Source organism: Caballeronia telluris, from assembly GCF_001544495.1.
In the GTDB taxonomy this organism is placed as follows: domain Bacteria; phylum Pseudomonadota; class Gammaproteobacteria; order Burkholderiales; family Burkholderiaceae; genus Caballeronia; species Caballeronia telluris.
Window position 1 is genome coordinate 122906 of record NZ_FCNZ02000010.1, and the last position, 17152, is coordinate 140057.

At 66.3% G+C, this 17152-nt stretch carries 15 protein-coding genes and 1 pseudogene; 4 read left to right on the forward strand and 12 right to left on the reverse strand.

The annotated features are described in order from the left end of the window. Positions 1–8: 8 nt before the first annotated feature. From AWB66_RS15000 to AWB66_RS15015, 4 genes are all read right to left on the reverse strand, one after another. A complete protein-coding gene (locus AWB66_RS15000) occupies positions 9–1505 on the reverse strand; it encodes an efflux transporter outer membrane subunit (RefSeq protein ID WP_087631063.1) in 1497 nt (498 codons plus the stop codon). Further along, the gene (locus AWB66_RS15005) at positions 1502–2692 is read right to left on the reverse strand and encodes an efflux RND transporter periplasmic adaptor subunit (protein WP_087631064.1); all 1191 of its coding nucleotides are present in this window, start codon (positions 2690–2692) and stop codon (positions 1502–1504) included. The genes AWB66_RS15000 and AWB66_RS15005 overlap by 4 nt, the downstream gene beginning before the upstream one ends. Before the next feature lie 22 nt (positions 2693–2714). After that, positions 2715–5909 carry an efflux RND transporter permease subunit gene (locus tag AWB66_RS15010; RefSeq protein WP_087631065.1) on the reverse strand — a complete coding sequence of 1065 codons (3195 nt, stop codon included), beginning with the start codon at positions 5907–5909 and terminating at the stop codon, positions 2715–2717. Between the two features lie 250 nt (positions 5910–6159). Further along, positions 6160–7230: a hypothetical protein gene (locus tag AWB66_RS15015; protein WP_125469733.1), complete on the reverse strand. Its 1071-nt coding sequence runs from the start codon at positions 7228–7230 to the stop codon at positions 6160–6162. A 228-nt stretch (positions 7231–7458) separates the two neighbouring features. Between AWB66_RS15015 and AWB66_RS33685 the strand changes: the two genes are divergently transcribed. Then, a complete protein-coding gene (locus AWB66_RS33685) occupies positions 7459–7704 on the forward strand; it encodes a hypothetical protein (RefSeq protein WP_159462909.1) in 246 nt (81 codons plus the stop codon). 94 nt (positions 7705–7798) lie between these two features. Here AWB66_RS33685 and AWB66_RS15025 read toward each other — a convergent pair whose 3' ends face one another. From AWB66_RS15025 to AWB66_RS15055, 7 genes are all read right to left on the reverse strand, one after another. Beyond that, positions 7799–8173: a hypothetical protein gene (locus AWB66_RS15025; RefSeq protein ID WP_087631066.1), complete on the reverse strand. Its 375-nt coding sequence runs from the start codon at positions 8171–8173 to the stop codon at positions 7799–7801. A 34-nt stretch (positions 8174–8207) separates the two neighbouring features. Next, positions 8208–8393, reverse strand: coding sequence for a hypothetical protein (locus tag AWB66_RS15030; RefSeq protein WP_087631067.1), 186 nt, complete (start codon positions 8391–8393; stop codon positions 8208–8210). Between the two features lie 206 nt (positions 8394–8599). After that, positions 8600–9571: a hypothetical protein gene (locus AWB66_RS15035; protein ID WP_125469734.1), complete on the reverse strand. Its 972-nt coding sequence runs from the start codon at positions 9569–9571 to the stop codon at positions 8600–8602. A gap of 220 nt (positions 9572–9791) precedes the next feature. After that, on the reverse strand, positions 9792–11036 hold the full coding sequence (locus AWB66_RS15040) for a porin (RefSeq protein WP_087631069.1): 1245 nt from the start codon (positions 11034–11036) through the stop codon (positions 9792–9794). A gap of 380 nt (positions 11037–11416) precedes the next feature. Then, positions 11417–12055, reverse strand: coding sequence for a LysE family translocator (locus tag AWB66_RS15045; protein ID WP_087631070.1), 639 nt, complete (start codon positions 12053–12055; stop codon positions 11417–11419). Between the two features lie 169 nt (positions 12056–12224). Continuing rightward, the gene (locus AWB66_RS15050; RefSeq protein WP_087631071.1) at positions 12225–12500 is read right to left on the reverse strand and encodes a hypothetical protein; all 276 of its coding nucleotides are present in this window, start codon (positions 12498–12500) and stop codon (positions 12225–12227) included. Between the two features lie 96 nt (positions 12501–12596). Then, positions 12597–13772, reverse strand: coding sequence for an aromatic ring-hydroxylating oxygenase subunit alpha (locus tag AWB66_RS15055; protein ID WP_087631072.1), 1176 nt, complete (start codon positions 13770–13772; stop codon positions 12597–12599). A gap of 273 nt (positions 13773–14045) precedes the next feature. On the opposite strand from AWB66_RS15055, the pseudogene AWB66_RS34360 reads away from it, so the two are divergent. Continuing rightward, a pseudogene (locus AWB66_RS34360) lies at positions 14046–14293 on the forward strand (EamA family transporter); the annotation flags it as partial. A 20-nt stretch (positions 14294–14313) separates the two neighbouring features. On the opposite strand, the gene AWB66_RS15065 reads toward AWB66_RS34360, so the two are convergent. Then, a complete protein-coding gene (locus tag AWB66_RS15065) occupies positions 14314–14940 on the reverse strand; it encodes a DUF938 domain-containing protein (RefSeq protein ID WP_087631073.1) in 627 nt (208 codons plus the stop codon). 339 nt (positions 14941–15279) lie between these two features. Between AWB66_RS15065 and AWB66_RS15070 the strand changes: the two genes are divergently transcribed. Then, positions 15280–15831, forward strand: a complete 552-nt coding sequence (locus AWB66_RS15070; protein ID WP_087631074.1) for an ankyrin repeat domain-containing protein — start codon at positions 15280–15282, stop codon at positions 15829–15831. A gap of 143 nt (positions 15832–15974) precedes the next feature. Beyond that, positions 15975–17129, forward strand: a complete 1155-nt coding sequence (locus AWB66_RS15075) for a hypothetical protein (RefSeq protein WP_087631075.1) — start codon at positions 15975–15977, stop codon at positions 17127–17129. Positions 17130–17152 lie beyond the last annotated feature (23 nt).

Here is a 17152-nt window from a genome sequence, read left to right on the forward strand (position 1 = left end):
CGCCGCGCTCACTCGCCTCGCGAAATCTGCTCGGCGCTGGGTAGATCGGCCACCGTCCAGCCGCCGCCCAGCGCCTTCACGAGCGCGACGCTCGCGGCCATGCGCCTGCGTTCGATATTGACCGCCGCGCGCTGGTCCGAGAGCACGATCGCCTGCGTGACGACCACGCTCAGGTACGTGATCGCCCCGTTCTCGTAACGATTCCCCACCTTGTTCAACGCGCGCTGGGCCGCATCAACGGCTCCGCGCTGCGCCGCGAGGGCGCGCTTGAGGACCTGCAGCGCGTTGAGGTTGTCCTCCACCTGCCCGAACGCGGTGAGCACCGTCAGCCGATAATCGGCGACGCTCTCGTCGTACGCCGCGCGCGCCGCATCGCGGGCCGCCGCGCGGCCGCCGAAGTCGAGCACCGTGAACGCGAGTTGCGGCCCGAGCGACCAGAAGCGGCTCGGCGCCATCAGCCAGGAACTGAAGTGGGTCGCTTCCAGGCCGCCCGTCGCCGCGAGCAGGAGATTCGGAAAGAACGCCGCCGTCGCCACGCCGACGCGCGCATTCGCCTCCGCCACGCGCCGCTCGGCGGCCGCGATGTCGGGACGCCGCTCGAGCAGCGCCGACGGAATGCCGAGCGGCAGCGCGTCGAGCGCAGCCGCGGGGTTCGGCACGTTGCCCGCGTTGAGCGGCGCGACCTCGAGCGTGAACGTCGATGGCGGCTCGCCGACCAGAATCGCGATGGCGTTCACGAGGCGGCTCTTCGTCGTTTCCAGATCGATGAGCTGCGCCTGCGTCGACTTCAGTTGCTCCTCGGCCTGCGCGACGTCGGATTCCGCCGCGATGCCGCCCGCGAAACGGTCCTTGGTCAGCGTGAGCGCCTTCTGATAGGCCCCGAGCGTCTCCGTGAGCAGGCGCTCTTCCTCGACCGTGCCGCGCAGTTCGAAGTAGTTGGTTGCGAGTTCGGCCTGCATCGAGAGAATCGCGCTGTGCAGATCGGCGGCGCTCGCCTCGGCCTCGGCGCGCCCGCCCTCGACCGCGCGCGCGATGCGGCCCCACAGGTCGGGTTCCCAGGAAATCTGCGCATTGATCATGTAGTCGGGCAGCGTGACGCCCGCACTCGACTTGTACAGCACGTTCTCCGATGCGCGCGACTGGTTGAACGCGGCGTTCGCGGTCACGGTCGGGAAGTACGCGGCGCGCGATTGCGCCACGGCCGCGCGCGCGCCGCGAAAGCGCGCGGATGCCGCCGCGACCGTCTGGTTCGCCGATGCGACCTGCTCTTCGAGCGCGTTCAGTTGCGCATCGCCGTAGATTTCCCACCACGGCGCGCGCGCGTGGGCGTCGGCGGGCTGCGCGGGTTTCCAGTCCTTCGACGCCGCCGCCTGCACGCCGGCCTGCACGCCCGCATCAATCGACTTGTAGCTCGCGGGCGTGCTCACGTCCGGACGCACATAGTCGGGACCGGCGACGCAGCCCGCGAGCATCAACGCCATGGCGCAGACCGGCCAGCGTTTCATGACGCCTTGTCCTCTTTCTTGTCGCCGGTCTTCTTCTGTGCGTCGCTCACGCGCACGGCGGCGCCGTCGATGATCGAATCCGGCGGATTGATGATCACGCGCTCGTCGCCCGTCAGGCCCGAGACGATCGACACGCGCGTCCCGTAGTCGGTGCCGAGCACCACCGGCAAGAGCTTCACGCGGCTGTTCGCGTCGACGGTGGCGGCGCGCACGCCTTCGGGCCGAAACAGCAAGGCATTGCCCGGCAGCATCAGCCCGGGGTTCGCGCTCGTCAGCCTGAAACGCACCTGCGCATACGCGCCCGCGAGCAGTTCGCCCGCCGGATTCTTCACCTGCACCTCCACGCGCATCGTGCGCGCGACCGGATCGACGGCGCCCGCCGTGCGCACCGTGACGCCCTCGAACCGGCGCTCGTTCTGCTCGGTGAGCAGCAGTTCGGCGGGCAGACCCACATGCACGAGCCGCGCATACGCCTGCGGCACATCGACGAACACGCGCAGCGTCGTCGGATCCTGCACGTGGAAGAGTTCGCGCGTCGCCGTGCCGCTGCCCGCGTCGATCAACTGGCCGACGTCGGTATTGCGTGCGGTGACGACGCCGTCGAACGGCGCGTAGATCTTCTGGAACGACACGAGTTGCGAAAGCCGCGACACGTTAGCCTGCGCGGCGTTGAGCGCGGCTTGCTTCGCGAGCATGTCGCCGTTCTTCTCGTCGGTTTCCTGGCGCGACACCGAATTGTTCTTCGCCATCTGTTCCCAGCGCTCGGCCGTCGTCTTCGCGAGCAGATAGTTCGCGCGCGCGGTCTGCTCGTCGGCGCGGGCCTGGCGGAGCTGATCGCGGGTCTCGGGCGCGTCGATCTCCGCGAGCAGTTGCCCCTTCTTCACATGCTCGCCGATATCGACCGTCCAGCGCCGCAGATAGCCGTTCGTGCGCGCGAAGATCGGCGCGTCGGAAAACGCACGGATGTCGCCCGCGAGGATGAGGTCCTGGGTCGCCTTCATGCGCGTCGGCGTGATGACTTCGACCGTCTGCACGCTGTAGCGCTCGACATTGCGTTCGAGTTCCGCATGCGCCGAACGGCGCGAGACGATGCCCTGCACGATCAGCGCGAGCACGACCAGCACCGCGAGCAGTAGCCAAAGCCTGCCGCGTCGCCAGTGAGGTCGTTGCGATTGCTGCTCTTCCATTTATGCTCCGCTGGATTCTTCTTCAGTGCTGTTGGCGTGCGACCGCGCCCGCGTCCGGCTTGTTGCGCTCGCGCGCCTCGATGCGCTTGTAGATCATAGAAAAGACGACGGGCACGAAAAACAGCGTCGCGATGGTGCCGACCATCAGCCCGCCGATCACCGCGCGCCCGAGCGGCGCGTTCTGCTCGCCGCCCTCGCCGAGTCCGATCGCCATCGGCACCATGCCGATCATCATCGCGAGCGCGGTCATGAGCACCGGGCGAAACCGCGTGTAGCCCGCTTCGAGCGCGGACGCCACCGCGTCGCCGTGCTCCTGCAAGGCCGAGCGCGCGAAGCTAACGACCAGGATGCTGTTCGCGGTCGCGATGCCGATACACATGATCGCGCCGGTGAGCGCCGGAATGGAGAGCGTCGTGTGCGTGAGAAACAGCATCCAGACGATGCCCGCGAGCGCGCCCGGCAGCGCCGTGATGATGATGAACGGATCGAGCCATGACTGGAAGTTCACGACGATCAGCAGATACACCAGCACGACCGCGAGGATGAGGCCGAGCGCGAGGCCGTTGAACGACGTGTTCATCGTCTCGACCTGGCCGCGAATGCGGATCGACGAGCCTTTGGGCAACTCGCCGCGCGATTCGTCGATGAGGCGCTGCACGTCGTCCGATACCGCGCCCAGATCGCGCCGCTCGGTACTCGCGTAGAGGTTGATGCTCGTCTGCGCGTTGTAGTGATAGACGACCGCCTCGCGCGAACCGCGCGACAGCGTGGCGAGCGAGCCGAGCAGATTGGTCCGGCCGGAGGCGGACGTCAGCGGAATGTTCGCGACGGATTGCAGCGAGTCCATGTCGTATTGCGGCGACGACGTGATGACGTTGTAGCTCACACCATTCGCTGGATTGAGCCAGAACGTCGGCGTCGTCTGCTGGCTGCCGGAGAGCGTGATGAGCAGATTGTTCGCCACGTCGCGCTGCGTGAAGCCCGCTTGCAACGCCTTCGTGCGGTCCACTTCCACGTTGATCGAAGGCAGGTCGGACGGCTGCTGGATACGCGCATCGACCAGGCCGGGCACGCGGCGCATCTTCTCCAGCAACCGGTTCGCGAACGCGCGATTGCCCTTCACGTCACGCCCGACGATCTCGATGTCGATCGGCGCGGGCACGCCGAAATTGAGGATCTGGCTCGTGATGTCGGCGGGAAGAAACGAGAAGCTCACGCCCGGAAACTCGGCCGGCAGACGCTGCCGCAATTCGTGGATGTAGTCGGCGGTCGGCTGGTGGTCTTCGGTGAGACTGATGAGGACGTCGGCGTCGGCGGAACTGATCGTGCCCGTGTTGCTGTACGACAGGTTGATGCCCGACACCGGCAGGCCAATGTTGTCGATGATCGAGTGCACTTCGTTCTTCGGGATCAACTGGCGCACGCGCTGGTCGACGCGATCGGTGAGCGCGGCCGTCTCCTCGATACGCGTGCCGGTACGCGTGCGCAGATGCATCGCGATCACGCCCGCATCGACGGACGGAAAGAAGTCGCGGCCGAGAAACGGCGCGAGCCCGAGCGAGAGCAGGCAGCACAAGAGGAAGATCAGCGCGAAGCGGCCGGGATGCGCGAGTTGCGCTTCGAGAAAGCTGCGATAGCGCGTGCGGACCGCTTCGAAGCGCCGTTCGAAGCCCAGATGAATGCGCACGAACGGATTGCGCGAGCCCTTCATTCCTTCGACATCGCCGCCCATGTGTTCGTGATTGCGCAACAGGTACTTCGCGAGCGTCGGGATCAGCGTGCGCGAAAAGAAGTACGACGCGAGCATCGCGAACACGACCGCTTCCGCGAGCGGCACGAAAAGATAATGCGCGACGCCCGTCAAAAGGAACATCGGAATGAACACGATGCAGATGGAGAGCGTCGAGACGAGCGTCGGCACGGCGATCTGCTGCGCGCCGTCGAGGATCGCCTGCTCCAGTTCCTTGCCCTGCTCCAGGTTCTGGCTGATGTTCTCGATGGCGACGGTCGCATCGTCGACGAGAATACCGACCGCGAGCGCGAGGCCGCCGAGCGTCATGATGTTGATCGTCTGGCCGATCGCCGAGAGCGCGACGATCGAGGTCAGCATCGAGAGCGGAATCGAGATCGCGATGATGAGCGTCGCGCGCCAGCTGCCGAGAAAGAGCAGCACCATCAGCGCGGTCAGTCCCGCGGCGATCACCGCTTCGCGCAGCACGCCCGACACCGACGCGCGCACGAAGAGCGACTGGTCCGCGACCGGGTCGATCTTGAGCGATTCGGGCACGAGCCCGCGCAGCGTCGGCAGGAGCGCCTTCACGCGCGCGACGATGTCGAGCGTCGAGGCGTTGCCGCTCTTGTTGATCGTGAGGAGCGACGCGCGCGTGCCGTCGAGGCGCACGATGTTGGTCTGCGGCTGGAAGCCATCGCGCACGTGGGCGACGTCCTTGATGTAGATCGTGCCGTTCGGGCCGGTGCGGATCGGGATGTCGTTCAGGCCTTCGATCGAATTCGGGCTCGCGTTCAGGCCGACGGAATATTCGGTCGGACCGATCTTGGTCGTGCCGGTCGGCAGGATCAGGTTTTGCGCGGTGATCGCGTTGACGACGTCGGTGGGCGCGAGGTTCTTCGCCTGCAACCTGGCCGAATCGATGTCGACCATGATCTGGCGCTGCTTGCCGCCGTACGGAAGCGGCACGGACGCGCCCTGCACCGTCGCGAGCTGCGTCTTGAGGAAACTGTTGCCGAAGTCGTAGAGCTGCTGCTCGGTGAGTTCCGGCGACGACAGCGCGAGCCGCAGGATCGGCACCGTCGATGCATTGAAGCGCAGGATGTTGGGCGGCGTGATGCCGGGCGGCAGCGAGCGAAGCTGGGTCTGCGAGAGCGCGGTGATTTCCGCGATCGCTTCATCGACGTTCGCGTTCGGCTGGAAATAGATGCGGATGACCGCGATGCCCGGCAGCGATTCCGATTCGATGTGCTCGATGTCGTTGACCGCCACCGAGAGGCCGCGCTCGTAATTGAGTGTGATGCGGCGTTCCATCTCGGCGGGCTGCAGGCCGTTGTACGACCAGATGACGGAGACGACCGGGATGTCGATGTTGGGAAAGATGTCGGTCGGCGTGCGCAGGATCACGAGCGGACCGATGATCAGCAACAGCAGGGACAGAACGATAAACGTGTACGGGCGCCTCAGCGCAAGTCTGACGATCCACATCGATTTCGCTTGCCCGGTTGGTCCCTGTAAGCCGGTTATTGGACTACGCAACGCACCCGCTACGATGACACAACTGAAGCTTACAAAACAAATTGCGCAAACGGTTGCGGACGTTTGCGCAGAAAATAATCTGCTGAAGAATAGGCGACCGACGTGCTGCCGGTTTTTCGCGCACGTGTAGGACGTTCAGGAATCGATAACGCTTCGCACCCGCTCCACGCAGTGAAGCCGATCGCCCGGCGCGCGGCGGCTAATTCGCGGGAATCGTCACGATCGGCGCTTTCGAACTCTGCGTGACCTCGGCGAGCGCCATCAGGTTCTGCACGACGGTAAAGGCGTATTTGGAATCGAAGTCGCGCCGGTCGATCCAGTACTCCTGCTGTCCATACAGAATGTCCACGTACGCATCCGGCGGCGCCTTTTTCCCCACATTCACGATGATCGTCGGCCGCGTTTCTCCGCCGATGAGGCCGATGGTCGGCTTGGTCGCGCCGCTCCCGATCTGCTCGTCGGGCACGTTCACCTGCGCGCCCAGGTCGGTGAGAATGCCGAGCACCGAACGCGTGACCATCTGAACGTGGTCGCCGCGCTGCGTCGATTGACCGTAGACGATCTCGTACGTCTTCGTCTTCGGCGAAAGCTTCAGCAGCTTGCGCACGCGCGTGAGATCGTCGGAGGTTGCCTTCGACGTGCCGCTCGTCGTCGCGCCGAGCGTGATGAACACACGACCGACATGATCGTCGTCGCGCGACTCGATGTTCAGTTCGCCCGCCAGTTGCAGGCGTCGCAGCGAGCGCAGCAACTGGAAGAATTCGGGCGCGCCCGAGTTGTTCGGGCCGCCGAGCGCCGTGCCGTTTTGCAGCCCGCCGATCGACTGCGCGGTGATGCGCAACAAGAGATCGATTGGCATGCCGCTTTCGGCCAGCGGCATCACGAGCGTCGGCGAAAGTGGCCGGATGTAGGCGCTCGCGTAGGCTTCGCCGGTCGTCGGCGTGAACGTGAAGGTCGGATGGTTCGAGTACGAGACGGTGCCCGTCGCGAGCGCATAGTTCGGCTGCGCGCCGGACCCGGCGTTGAGCGTCGTGCCGGCGGTCGTGTCGAACGTGTAGGCCGCGATGATCTGGCTGACGGTCAGGAACGCCGGCGAATCCGCGAATCGCAAGCCGACGATCGCGGCAAGAATTTCACGCTTCTTGGCGTCGCCGAGCGCACGCGCATAGTCGACCTGATCGGCCTTCAGCCGGTTCGGTCCGATCATTGAACATCCCGCGCAAAGGCACGCGAGACCGAGCACCGCTGTCGAAATTGCTTTCCTTGTCATGGCCTTTTGAGAGCTGGATCGGTTTCGATCAGGCGACAGCACGCCGCCAACTCCGGGCCGTGGGCGCAAATTTCATACCTTTAAGGTTGAATCAGCGACGCGGATGCGCGATTTGCGCGGCCGATGTCTCTCCCCGCGCGCACGTTCGTGCGCGCGTGAGCGGTGCGGGAACGGATCGGGCTATCGGGGCGTTGACGTGGCCGACGTCGGGGCTGGCGCTGGAACGCCATGTCGATCCGCGATGTGGCGAGCGGCCTCGGCGTGCTGCGCGACGAGCGTATCGAGCCGATCGGAGGCGAAGCGCGGTCCGTCGTCGCGTGCGAAAGCGGGGGCGGCAAACGAAGCTGCCAGTGCCAGCAACGACACGACCAGAAGCTCTCTTTTCATGATGCGCTCCAGAAGTCTCCGAACTTGCTCAGGACGAAACAATCCGAGGGCGTCGCCGGGGATTACGTCGCCCTCAGCCGTATTTGACGTCCGCGCGCGCTCGCCGTTCAACCGCCGACTGCCCCGCCATGAGGCGCGCCGCACAGATTCCGCCCGTCTCTTTTGCCGCGAAGCGCCCGGTTCAGAGACGATGCGGCGGCGGCCGGTCCGTGACGTCGCCGGGCAGGGTTTCATCGAGCGAGAACTCTACGTTCGGAAAGTCCTGCAGGCGTCCGTTGACTTCGGCCTCGCGCTCGCTGGTGAACAGCCCGTCGAGATAGTCGAACGAGAGCTTCGGCACCAGCGCCTTCAGCGCGAGTTCCGCACTCTTTTTCGGCTCGACGGCGATCTCGTCGACGTCGAGGCACGCGCAAAATTGGCCGCCCTTTGTTTCCATCGCGCCCACGTCGATGACCTTGCCATCGACGTTCTGCGCCAGAATGCGCTGCTCCACCGCGAACAGCCTGAACGGGCGTTCCAGGCGCGCGGCGGTATCGCCAGTATCCTTGGTTGTCATTTTCTGCTCCAGTGGGTCGCGGCGAGGAACCGCGTCAGCCCGCCTCGCCGACGCTGCCCGGATCGGGCAGATCGGGCTTGCCTGCTGCCGGCGTCGGTGGCTTCGGCTCCGCCTTAGAGTCGCGCTTTTGTTCCGGGGTCAGGCGCCGGTCGGCAGCGTTGGGGTCGGTCGTGGTCTGCTGCGGAGGCGTCGGGCGGGCCGGCTGCGTGTCGTCTGTCATGGCGATGTGTCCGTTGAAAGGATTCCATCGCTATGTAGCACGTCGCGCGCCTACCACCTTGCGGGGGGCTTCGACGCGTTCAGGAACGAGCGGCGTAATGCGGATGTCGGCCCGCTGCCGTTCCAGAACGCAAATAAGCGCGAACGACGTGCGCCGCAAGGAAACTGCCGCGATACGCCTGCGTCGTGGCTAGCCGCGATCGGGCGTTACCACACGCCCTGCGCGTCCATCGTCGCGATATGCGGGCCGGCCGCGCCGACGCGCGTCCAGTCGTCGAACCTGGCATCGTGAGCAAGCGATGTCGTGGCTATCGCGGAATCGGAAGCCGCGTCCAGGCCCTGCCCTGTCGCAGAAACCGCGCGCGCCGATTGGCCGTGCGTCGATTTGCTCCATTCGAGCCACGCGGTGCTCCACGGATCGGGCTCGGAGTCGCCGGGCGGCGTGGCGTGCGACACGGACGCGCCATTCGGTGAATTCCTGGCCGGCGTTGCATTTGCGCGTTCTTGCGATGCCGCAGTCGCAGTCGCCGCGTGGCGCTGCGGGGCACGCGGGTCGTCGTCAATCCATTGCGCTTGACTGACGCTCGCGGCCAGATGCGGTGCGGGTTGCGCTCGCCCGGCCATCGTGTCGATGTGCGGCGAATTCAGTCGGCCGTCCGTTGCGCCGCCGACGCTCGCGGACGACACCCAATCGTCCGCAGGGCCCGTTGCCTGCGCGTCGGCGGCAATTTGCGGGCTGCGCGAGATGCCATGAACGGGCGGCGCAGCACGCACGACGTGGCCTTCGGACGCGCCGACGCGCGGCCGGATAGCAGCAACATGTACATTGAACGCGGGTCGATGATGCGTGCCCCGCCTCTTGTTTGCCGTGCCATCGGGCCGCTTGGCTTCGGAAAACCGCTGCGGGACGTATTCGAGAACGGAATCCATCCTTCCGCCGCCCAGCGACGCGCGGGCGCCGCCCGCATTCGTCGCCATCGACTGCGTGACGTCTGCCGCATCGGGCAGAAACAGCGCCTGCGTTCCGGCGAACGACGGCGCCCATCCCGCGAGCGCGAGCACGCCGAGCGCCGCCCGCCTGAGGAGCGCCAGTGAAGCGACACAGGCAGTAGAACTCGCCGCACCGCGAGCAAGCGTGGCCTGAGTCGGACGAAGCGCGAGACGGTGGCGAGCGTTCATTTTCATTGGCATCACTGATTTGATGAACTTGCCAACATAGCGCAAACGCCAGTCGCCCACTGTGAACAATTGTTTAGGCGCCCTTCACGGCTTCACGTCGATTGGGCGCGTCGAGTATGGCGCATGGGCCAAAAATCCACGCCGGACAGTCCCGAACGACAAAAAAAACCGGACGCCTGGGCGTCCGGTTTCGTGCTGCTTGCCGCAGAAGCTGCGCGGATCAGAAGCGGTGGATGATACCCACGCCCGCCGCGAACATGCTGCGCGAGGCCGACGGTGCGCCCTGGAAGCCATCGCCGATCGACGCATTGGCCGCCGTCTGGCGATTTACGCCCGTACCCGACGGGGTGGCAAGCGTGTTGCCGTTCGCGCGCTGGAACGCTTCGAGCGCGTACAGGCCCGTGCGCTTCGAGAGCGAGTAGTACTGGGACAAGTTGAACTGGTGGTACGACGCTGCGTCGTTGATGCCGTTCGCCTTGCTGGCCCACGTGTAGCTGTAGCCCGCGCCGAAGTCCCACACCGGCGATGCCTTCCAGTGCAGCACGGTACCGGCCGTGTTGAAGACCGCTTCGTTCGTGAACAGCGAATTGACGCCCGGGATGTACTGAACGTTCGTGTACGTCGCCGTGATATCCCACGCGCTGTTGAACGTGTAGCCGCCCGCGACCGCGAAGCGCTGTTGCGCCTGCGCACGCTGATAGCCGTTGGTGACCGCGGACACGCCCGGCTGGCCGCCGCCCGTGGTGCTCGTCGTGTCGTTGATGGTCGTCGAGCTGCCGCTGTAGATACCGCCGCCGTTAGCCGCGTTGTTGATGCGCGAGAACGCCACCGCGAGGCCGATCGGGCCTTGAGCATACTGCGCGCCGGCCGACCACGTCGAGCCCTGATACACGCTGCCCGGCACGCCGGCGAACGAGTACGAGCCGCTCACCGTCACGCCGTAAAGCTTCGGCGACGTATAGACGATGGAGTTGTTCGCGCGGTAGATCGTGTCGAGGCCATCCAGATCGCCCGGGTGCGCGCCGAAGTAGCCGGTCAGCCAGTTCGTCGGGCTATACGGCGAGAGGAGCGTGTAGTACGACGTGTACTGACGGCCGGCCGTCAACGTACCGTAGGCGGGGTTCGTCAGGCCGACCCATGCCTGGCGCGCGAACAGCGCGTTGGAAAACTGAGCCTGGCCCGAGTTGATGTCGAAGCCCGACTCCAACTGGAAGATCGCCTTGCTGCCGCCGCCGAGGTCTTCCGCGCCCTTCAGGCCGAAGCGGCTGCCGGCCCAAATGCCCGAAGCCATCTTGACGTTCGAACGGCCCGGTGTGGATTTGGCTAGGTTCGTCTGGCTGCTCTGATAGACGACCGAGTCATCGACGATACCGTACAGCGTCACGCTGCTCTGCGCGAACGCCGGTGCTGCGCTCAGCGCCGCACCGGCGATCACGGCGGCTTTAGTCTTGTTGTAGCGCTTCATTCTCATCTCCTCTGAGCGGTTTGTCGGATTCTTTGGATTTGCTTAGGAACAAGGCCTAACGCCCGACACCTTTATGGCAGTTGGCTTAAGGCGCGGCCTTAGAATGCTCGCCAGTGTAATGTTATCGAGATCGAAAGCGAAAGTTCCACGAACAGCGACTGTCGTTTTTTTTCACTGTCTGGTTAACCAGTATTTTCGCGGCCGACTGGTTGAGGCGAGCTTCGGAAACCGCACGGGACATGACCTCCGGACGAGGCCACCAAGAAGAAAAAATCATCAACGAACCAGCGTCCGCGACCTGCTTTCATACAGCTTTCGATTGCAGGTCGAAGGCTTATGGATCGCGCTTCGAGCCGCTTACGGCCCGCAACCAGAGCGTGTCAGCGACGCGCTTCGGTCGCCATGCGCCACGCGAGTCCGGCGAGCACCGTGCCCATCAGCCAGCGCTGGACGACGAGCCAGAACGGCCGGCCCGCGAGGAACGTCGCGATGGATCCGGCCATGATCGCGATGACCGAATTCACGGCGACACTGATCGCGATCTGCAGCGACCCGAGCACGAGCGACTGCGCGAGCACGCTGCCGTGCCCTGCTGCGGGCGTGATGAATTGCGGCAGCAGCGAAAGGTACATGACCGCGATTTTCGGATTGAAGAGATTCGTGACGAAGCCCATCCCGAAGAGCTTGCGGGGACTGTCGGCGGGCAGCGCGCGGACCTGGAACGGCGAATGTCCGCCAGGCCTGACGGCCTGCCAGGCGAGATAGAGCAGATAGGCCGCACCGCCGAAACGCAACGCGTCGTAGGCGAACGGCACGGCGACGAGGAGCGCCGTGATGCCGAGCGCCGCGCACAGCATGTAGACGACGAAACCGAGCGCGACGCCCGCGAGCGAGATCAGTCCGGCGCGCCGGCCCTGGCAGATCGAGCGCGAGACGAGATAGACCATGTTGGGTCCGGGCGTGAGCACCATCCCCAGCGCGACGAAACCGAACGCGACGAGATTGCTGGTTTCAGGCATGACTTCGTTTGATGGTATCGACGGATCGATAAAAAAAGCAGCCTAGGACGTGCGCCCAAAACGGTACACGCTCCCCGCTGGCAATTCATCCCGAGCGGCCGCTCACGCGAGCCGGACGCCGCGGTTCGCATGGCGCCGCCGAACGCGACGCCGCTCTTCGCCGACGTTTCTAAGGCTCGATACGCGCGCGCAGTTCGCGCGCCGTCTCGAGCAGGCCTTCGTAGCCCGAACGCGCATGCGAAGGCAGGTCGGGATCGCCGACGAGCGTGCCGAGCGTCTCGATGATGCTGTACAGGATGCCCTTCGCCGCGCCTGCGGCCATTCGCCCGGCGGCGACCGAATCGTCGACGTGAGCGATCGCCGCATCGAAATGTTCCAGCTCGGGCTGCGGGTGCTCGGGTGCCGCGGTGTCGTCGGCGGACGGGTCAGTCGAGTCGCGTGTCATGGTGACAACCTCCTTCGTGTGGAGCGTTCTTTCTGTATAGCGCCAGCGCGCGTTTCGCGCCAGTAGGCCCTGTCCCGATCGGACGGGATTGGCGAATCACGGCGCCGGCGCTTCGGTGACGGGCTGGATCAGGTGCACGCGGCGGGTGTCGAAACCGTGCGCCGGTCGCATGCCCGCGGGCGCGCCGCGCTCGGTCAGGAGCGCGCGCAGGTCGTTGATCACCGGAAAGACCTCCTGGTTGTGATCGGCGCCCTGCCGGTCGTGCGCTTCCTGCTCCCGCTCGACGATCCAGCGGTCTTCCTTGAAAATGCGCTCGGTAAACCAGACGAGCAGCGGCCAGGCGGCATCGAGCAACGCGCCGAACTTCGGGCGGCGGATCGACAAGAGACCAAAAGTGCGGTTCGTGCGCTGCTCGCGGTCGAGCGGCACATAGACGATCCACAGGTCCATGACCATCGTCCCGTCCTTCGTGTGGATCCTGAGCGTCTGGTACGGATACGCGGTGCGGATCGTCATCACGTCCTTGTGGGCGCCCTCGGGATCGTCGCTGCCATCCTTGCCGCGCTTCTGGCCGAACACCAGCGCCTCGCCGATCGGCTGGCGGCCCTCCTCGCGCGCAAACGTGTAATCCACTTCGACCCAGTCCTCGCCGCGCCGGCGCCCGAGCGAGCGCGCGCGCATCCGGCCCATCTGCCGGCGATGCAGGAACTGATGGTTCATGTCCATCAGGTTCTCGTGCATGAAGGTGTAGTGGCACTGGACCTCGCGGCCGAAGCGGCGCGTCTTGTAGGCCTTGTCGCTTGCCGAGGCGAGTTCGGGGAACACCGCCGTGTCGGCGAGCAGCGGGTCGCCCGGGAACACGAAGACGAGCCCCGCCGCCTCGCGGCACGGATACGCGCGCACGCCGTTGGGCAGGCGCTCGCGTCCGAGATAGGGAACGTCGGTGCAGCGCCCGGAGCAGTCGTAGGTCCAGCCGTGATAGCAGCAGCGGATCGACTCGCCGTCGACGACGCCCGCGTGCAGCGGCACCTGCCGGTGCGCGCAGCGGTCCTCCAGCGCGAACACGCGGCCCGACTCCGTGCGCACGATGACGATCGGGTCGCCGGCGAAGGACACGCCGTGTGCACGGCCGGCCTTCACCTCGCGCGACCACGCGAGCGGATACCAGTGATCGGGGTGGATGTCGACGCGTCGCAGGTCGCGCGGCGTCTGCGATGCGGGAGCGTCGCTGGAACCGGCTTGCGCTGCTTGCTGCGGCGATGCTGCGTGCATGTACGAGCCTCCGTGCGCGAATACGACGAATCGCTGCTCGCGAGGGCAGCGTTGTGAACGAGCATTCGCAGTCTACACGGCGACGGCGATTCGAGTGCGCGACTCCGGGAAGTCACGGAGCGCTCCCGAAGACGCCGCCCCGTCACCGCAGCCGTTGCGCCTGGAAATCGGCGCAAAGCACCCGGCGGATTCGCCCGAGTGGCCGGTCGGTCGCGCGGATCACGAGATCGAGGTCGCTCGCGAGCGGATCGATTTCGTGAATGGGCGCTGCTCGCCCGCACGTTGTTCGCGTTCTTCGCGCAGAATTTCGCGATCGGTCGCAGCACTCCGACGCGCGTTTCGCTGCTGATGCGCAGCGAGCCGCTTTCGGCGCGCTGTTCGCGAGCGTGTGGCTCGGCGAGGCGGTGTCGGCGAGCGGATGGATCGGCGGCGCGATGATCGTCGCGGCAACGCTCATGGCTACCGTGCCGTGGACCAGCGCCCTCGGGAATCGCCGGCGCGCGTCCGGCGCCAGAACCTGATTGACCGCGACCGCGCCGGATCAGCCCTTCCTGAACACCAGACTGAAGTTGTTCGCCGGCATCCGGACGACTTCCTCCAGCGCGAGCCCGGCCGCCCGCCCGAGCGCTTCGACGGCTTCCATGTTGCGCACGCCCCAGCGCGGATCGGTCGCGCGCAACTGGGCGTCGAACGCTTCGTTGCTCGGCGCCGTATGCGCGCCGTGGCGCCGGTACGGGCCATACAAATACAGGACGCCGCCCGCCGCCAAGAGCCGCTTCGCGCCGTCGAACAGGTCCTCTGCCGCTTGCCACGGCGCAATGTGGATCATGTTGATGCAGACGATCGCCGCAGCCGATTCGATGCCCCAGTCGGCCGAGCGGACGTCGATCGCGAGCGGCGGCTTCAGGTTGGGAAGCTTCTCGTGCATGCGCCACGCGTCGATCGACGCGCGCGATGCGGCGTCCGGGTCGCTCGGCTGCCAGTCGATGCCCGGCAGCGCGGCGGCGCAATGCACCGCATGCTGACCGGTGCCGCTCGCGATCTCCAGCACGACCCCGCTTGCGGGCAGCACGCGCGCGAGCACGGCGAGGATCGCGTCGCGATTGCGCGTCGCGGCGGGCGCGTTGCGGCGCACTGCGGGATCGGCGCCGGCGTCGGGGAGGTTCATGATGGCGAGGTTCCTTGTCGAAGCGGTGAAGTGATGTACGCGCAAAGCGAACGGCATTGGGCCGGACTGGGCCGAGCCTAAGCGCGCGGCTTGTGGCACGTCAAGCAGGCAAGCGGGCAGACAGGCGAGCGCGAATCGCTCCGGCCCGCCTGTTGCCCATGGCGCGAATCGTGCTGACGAGGAGCCCGCGCGAACGCCTCCCGCGAGCAAACCTGTATCCTTCGAACTGCGCCGGAAGCCGCGCGAGCATGAAGCGCCGGTTCGACCGGCGTCGCTCGCCGCGCATTTTTCTCCACGCAGCAATACCAGGCAACGACCAAGCAAGGACGGAGCAATCCCATGCAAGAACCCGACGACGCAAAGCAGCAAGGCCCCGACGACGAGATGATCGCGTTCGCAAGCGAAGTCTTCGAGGTCGCGCGGCGCGGTGACGCCGCCATGCTCGACGCGCTGCTGCACAAGGGCCTGCCGCCGAACCTGCGCAACGACCGCGGCGACACGCTCGTGATGCTCGCGAGCTACCACGGCCACGCGGACGCGGTGCGCGTGCTTCTCGAACACAAGGCCGACCCGGACGTGCGCAACGACCGCGGCCAGACGCCCATCGCGGGCGCGGCGTTCAAGGGCTTCAGACCGGTGATCGAAGTGCTGCTCGATCACGGCGCCGACGTCGAAGGCGCATCGCCCGACGGCCGCACCGCGCTGATGATCGCGGCGATGTTCAATCGCGTCGAACTGGTCAACTATCTGATCGGGCGCGGCGCGAACCCCGACGCGCGCGATGCGAACGGCTTCTCCGCGCGCGACGCCGCCGAAAAGATGGGCGCGCCCGATACGGTCGCGCGGCTCGCCGCGGCGGCCGAAGCGCGCGAACGCCCGTCCGGCGTGTGACGCCGCGCCCGGCAGGCGCATGACAAAAGCATGATCGGCGTTCCGGCAGGCACGCTTTTACGACTTCTCGCAAATCAATCCGCTCCGGTTCGCCCGGGGCGATCTGACCCAGGCAGGTGGCCCGGACACATGGAGCTTTTGTGATGACTGGCGGTTTCTCGCGTCGAGGTTTCTCAGCCCGAGGTCTGTTCATTTCGATATTCACGGCCGCGCTCGCCCTCGCGAGCGCCGCGCTTCTTCGCGTGCTCGCGACGCGTCGATGCCTGGCGCCGCTTCTCGGTCCGCTTCTCGCGCTCACCATGCTTCCGGCGTGCAGCCTGCTGCCGCAGCAGACGCCCGTGCCGATCGTCGAGCATTCGTTCCAGCCGCCCGCGCCGACCGAGGAAACCACCGAAGCCGAAGAGCCGTCGACGGTGGCCGCCGCCGAGCCCGCATCCGAACCGAAGACGCCGCGCCCGGCGAAGCCCAAGCGCCGCGTCGTCAAGCCGAAGCCCGCCGCACCGCCCGCACCGCCGCCCGCGGAGGAACCGGAGCCGCCGCCCCCGCCGCAGATCATCTCGACGCGCATCCTCCAGCACGACCAGTTGCACGGTCTGCTCGACAGCGAAGTGCAGCGCCCGGACGGCAAGGTGATCGGCCGCGCGGTCGACATGTACATCGATGCCGCCGCGAAGCCGAAGGTCATGATGGTCAATCTGGCGGGCTTTCTCGGCGTGGGCGATCGCAAGGTGATTTTCCCGTGGTCCGCGTTCCGCTTCACGCCGGCCGCGAAGACCCCGGCGATCACGCTGGGCGCGTCCGCCGCGCCCGCTGCCGGCAAGCCAAAAGCCGATGCGGCGCCGCCCAAGCCGCAGCCGGTCAAGGACGTGCCGCCCAACCTGATGCAACTCGTCGATTCGACCGTCCTGCAGAAAAACGGCGCGCGCATGGGCCGCGTCGTGGACGTGCTGATCGATTCGCAGGCCGAGCCGCAGGCGGTCGTCGTCGACCTGAGCGATTCGCTTTCCGGCGACAAGCGCCACGTCGCGGCGAGCTGGGGCGACCTGCACGTGCTGACGCGCAACAAGACGCCGACACTCCAGATGGATTTCACCGACGCCCAGTTGAAGGCATCGCCCACTTACGGACCCGACCAACCGATCAAGATCGTTTCTCCTGTCGTGCCCGCGCCCGCGTCGGCGCCGGCTTCCACTGCGGCTGCTGCCTCGGCTGCGTCGGCGCCCACCTCGTCCGGGCCGGTCGCGACCGGTCCCGTGGCGTCGGGCGCGGGCGCCTCCGGCGCGCGCGCTTCCAGATAACGACACCGGTATCGATCACAAAC

What these genes read in the sequence shown, in the direction of transcription:
- AWB66_RS15000 (WP_087631063.1), bottom strand. Translation starts at nt 1,505, where the DNA reads ATGAAACGCTGGCCGGTCTGCGCCATGGCGTTGATGCTCGCGGGCTGC.
- AWB66_RS15005 (WP_087631064.1), bottom strand. Translation starts at nt 2,692, where the DNA reads ATGGAAGAGCAGCAATCGCAACGACCTCACTGGCGACGCGGCAGGCTT.
- AWB66_RS15010 (WP_087631065.1), bottom strand. Translation starts at nt 5,909, where the DNA reads ATGTGGATCGTCAGACTTGCGCTGAGGCGCCCGTACACGTTTATCGTT.
- AWB66_RS15015 (WP_125469733.1), bottom strand. Translation starts at nt 7,230, where the DNA reads ATGACAAGGAAAGCAATTTCGACAGCGGTGCTCGGTCTCGCGTGCCTT.
- AWB66_RS33685 (WP_159462909.1), top strand. Translation starts at nt 7,459, where the DNA reads ATGTCGATCCGCGATGTGGCGAGCGGCCTCGGCGTGCTGCGCGACGAG.
- AWB66_RS15025 (WP_087631066.1), bottom strand. Translation starts at nt 8,173, where the DNA reads ATGACAACCAAGGATACTGGCGATACCGCCGCGCGCCTGGAACGCCCG.
- AWB66_RS15030 (WP_087631067.1), bottom strand. Translation starts at nt 8,393, where the DNA reads ATGACAGACGACACGCAGCCGGCCCGCCCGACGCCTCCGCAGCAGACC.
- AWB66_RS15035 (WP_125469734.1), bottom strand. Translation starts at nt 9,571, where the DNA reads ATGAACGCTCGCCACCGTCTCGCGCTTCGTCCGACTCAGGCCACGCTT.
- AWB66_RS15040 (WP_087631069.1), bottom strand. Translation starts at nt 11,036, where the DNA reads ATGAAGCGCTACAACAAGACTAAAGCCGCCGTGATCGCCGGTGCGGCG.
- AWB66_RS15045 (WP_087631070.1), bottom strand. Translation starts at nt 12,055, where the DNA reads ATGCCTGAAACCAGCAATCTCGTCGCGTTCGGTTTCGTCGCGCTGGGG.
- AWB66_RS15050 (WP_087631071.1), bottom strand. Translation starts at nt 12,500, where the DNA reads ATGACACGCGACTCGACTGACCCGTCCGCCGACGACACCGCGGCACCC.
- AWB66_RS15055 (WP_087631072.1), bottom strand. Translation starts at nt 13,772, where the DNA reads ATGCACGCAGCATCGCCGCAGCAAGCAGCGCAAGCCGGTTCCAGCGAC.
- AWB66_RS15065 (WP_087631073.1), bottom strand. Translation starts at nt 14,940, where the DNA reads ATGAACCTCCCCGACGCCGGCGCCGATCCCGCAGTGCGCCGCAACGCG.
- AWB66_RS15070 (WP_087631074.1), top strand. Translation starts at nt 15,280, where the DNA reads ATGCAAGAACCCGACGACGCAAAGCAGCAAGGCCCCGACGACGAGATG.
- AWB66_RS15075 (WP_087631075.1), top strand. Translation starts at nt 15,975, where the DNA reads ATGACTGGCGGTTTCTCGCGTCGAGGTTTCTCAGCCCGAGGTCTGTTC.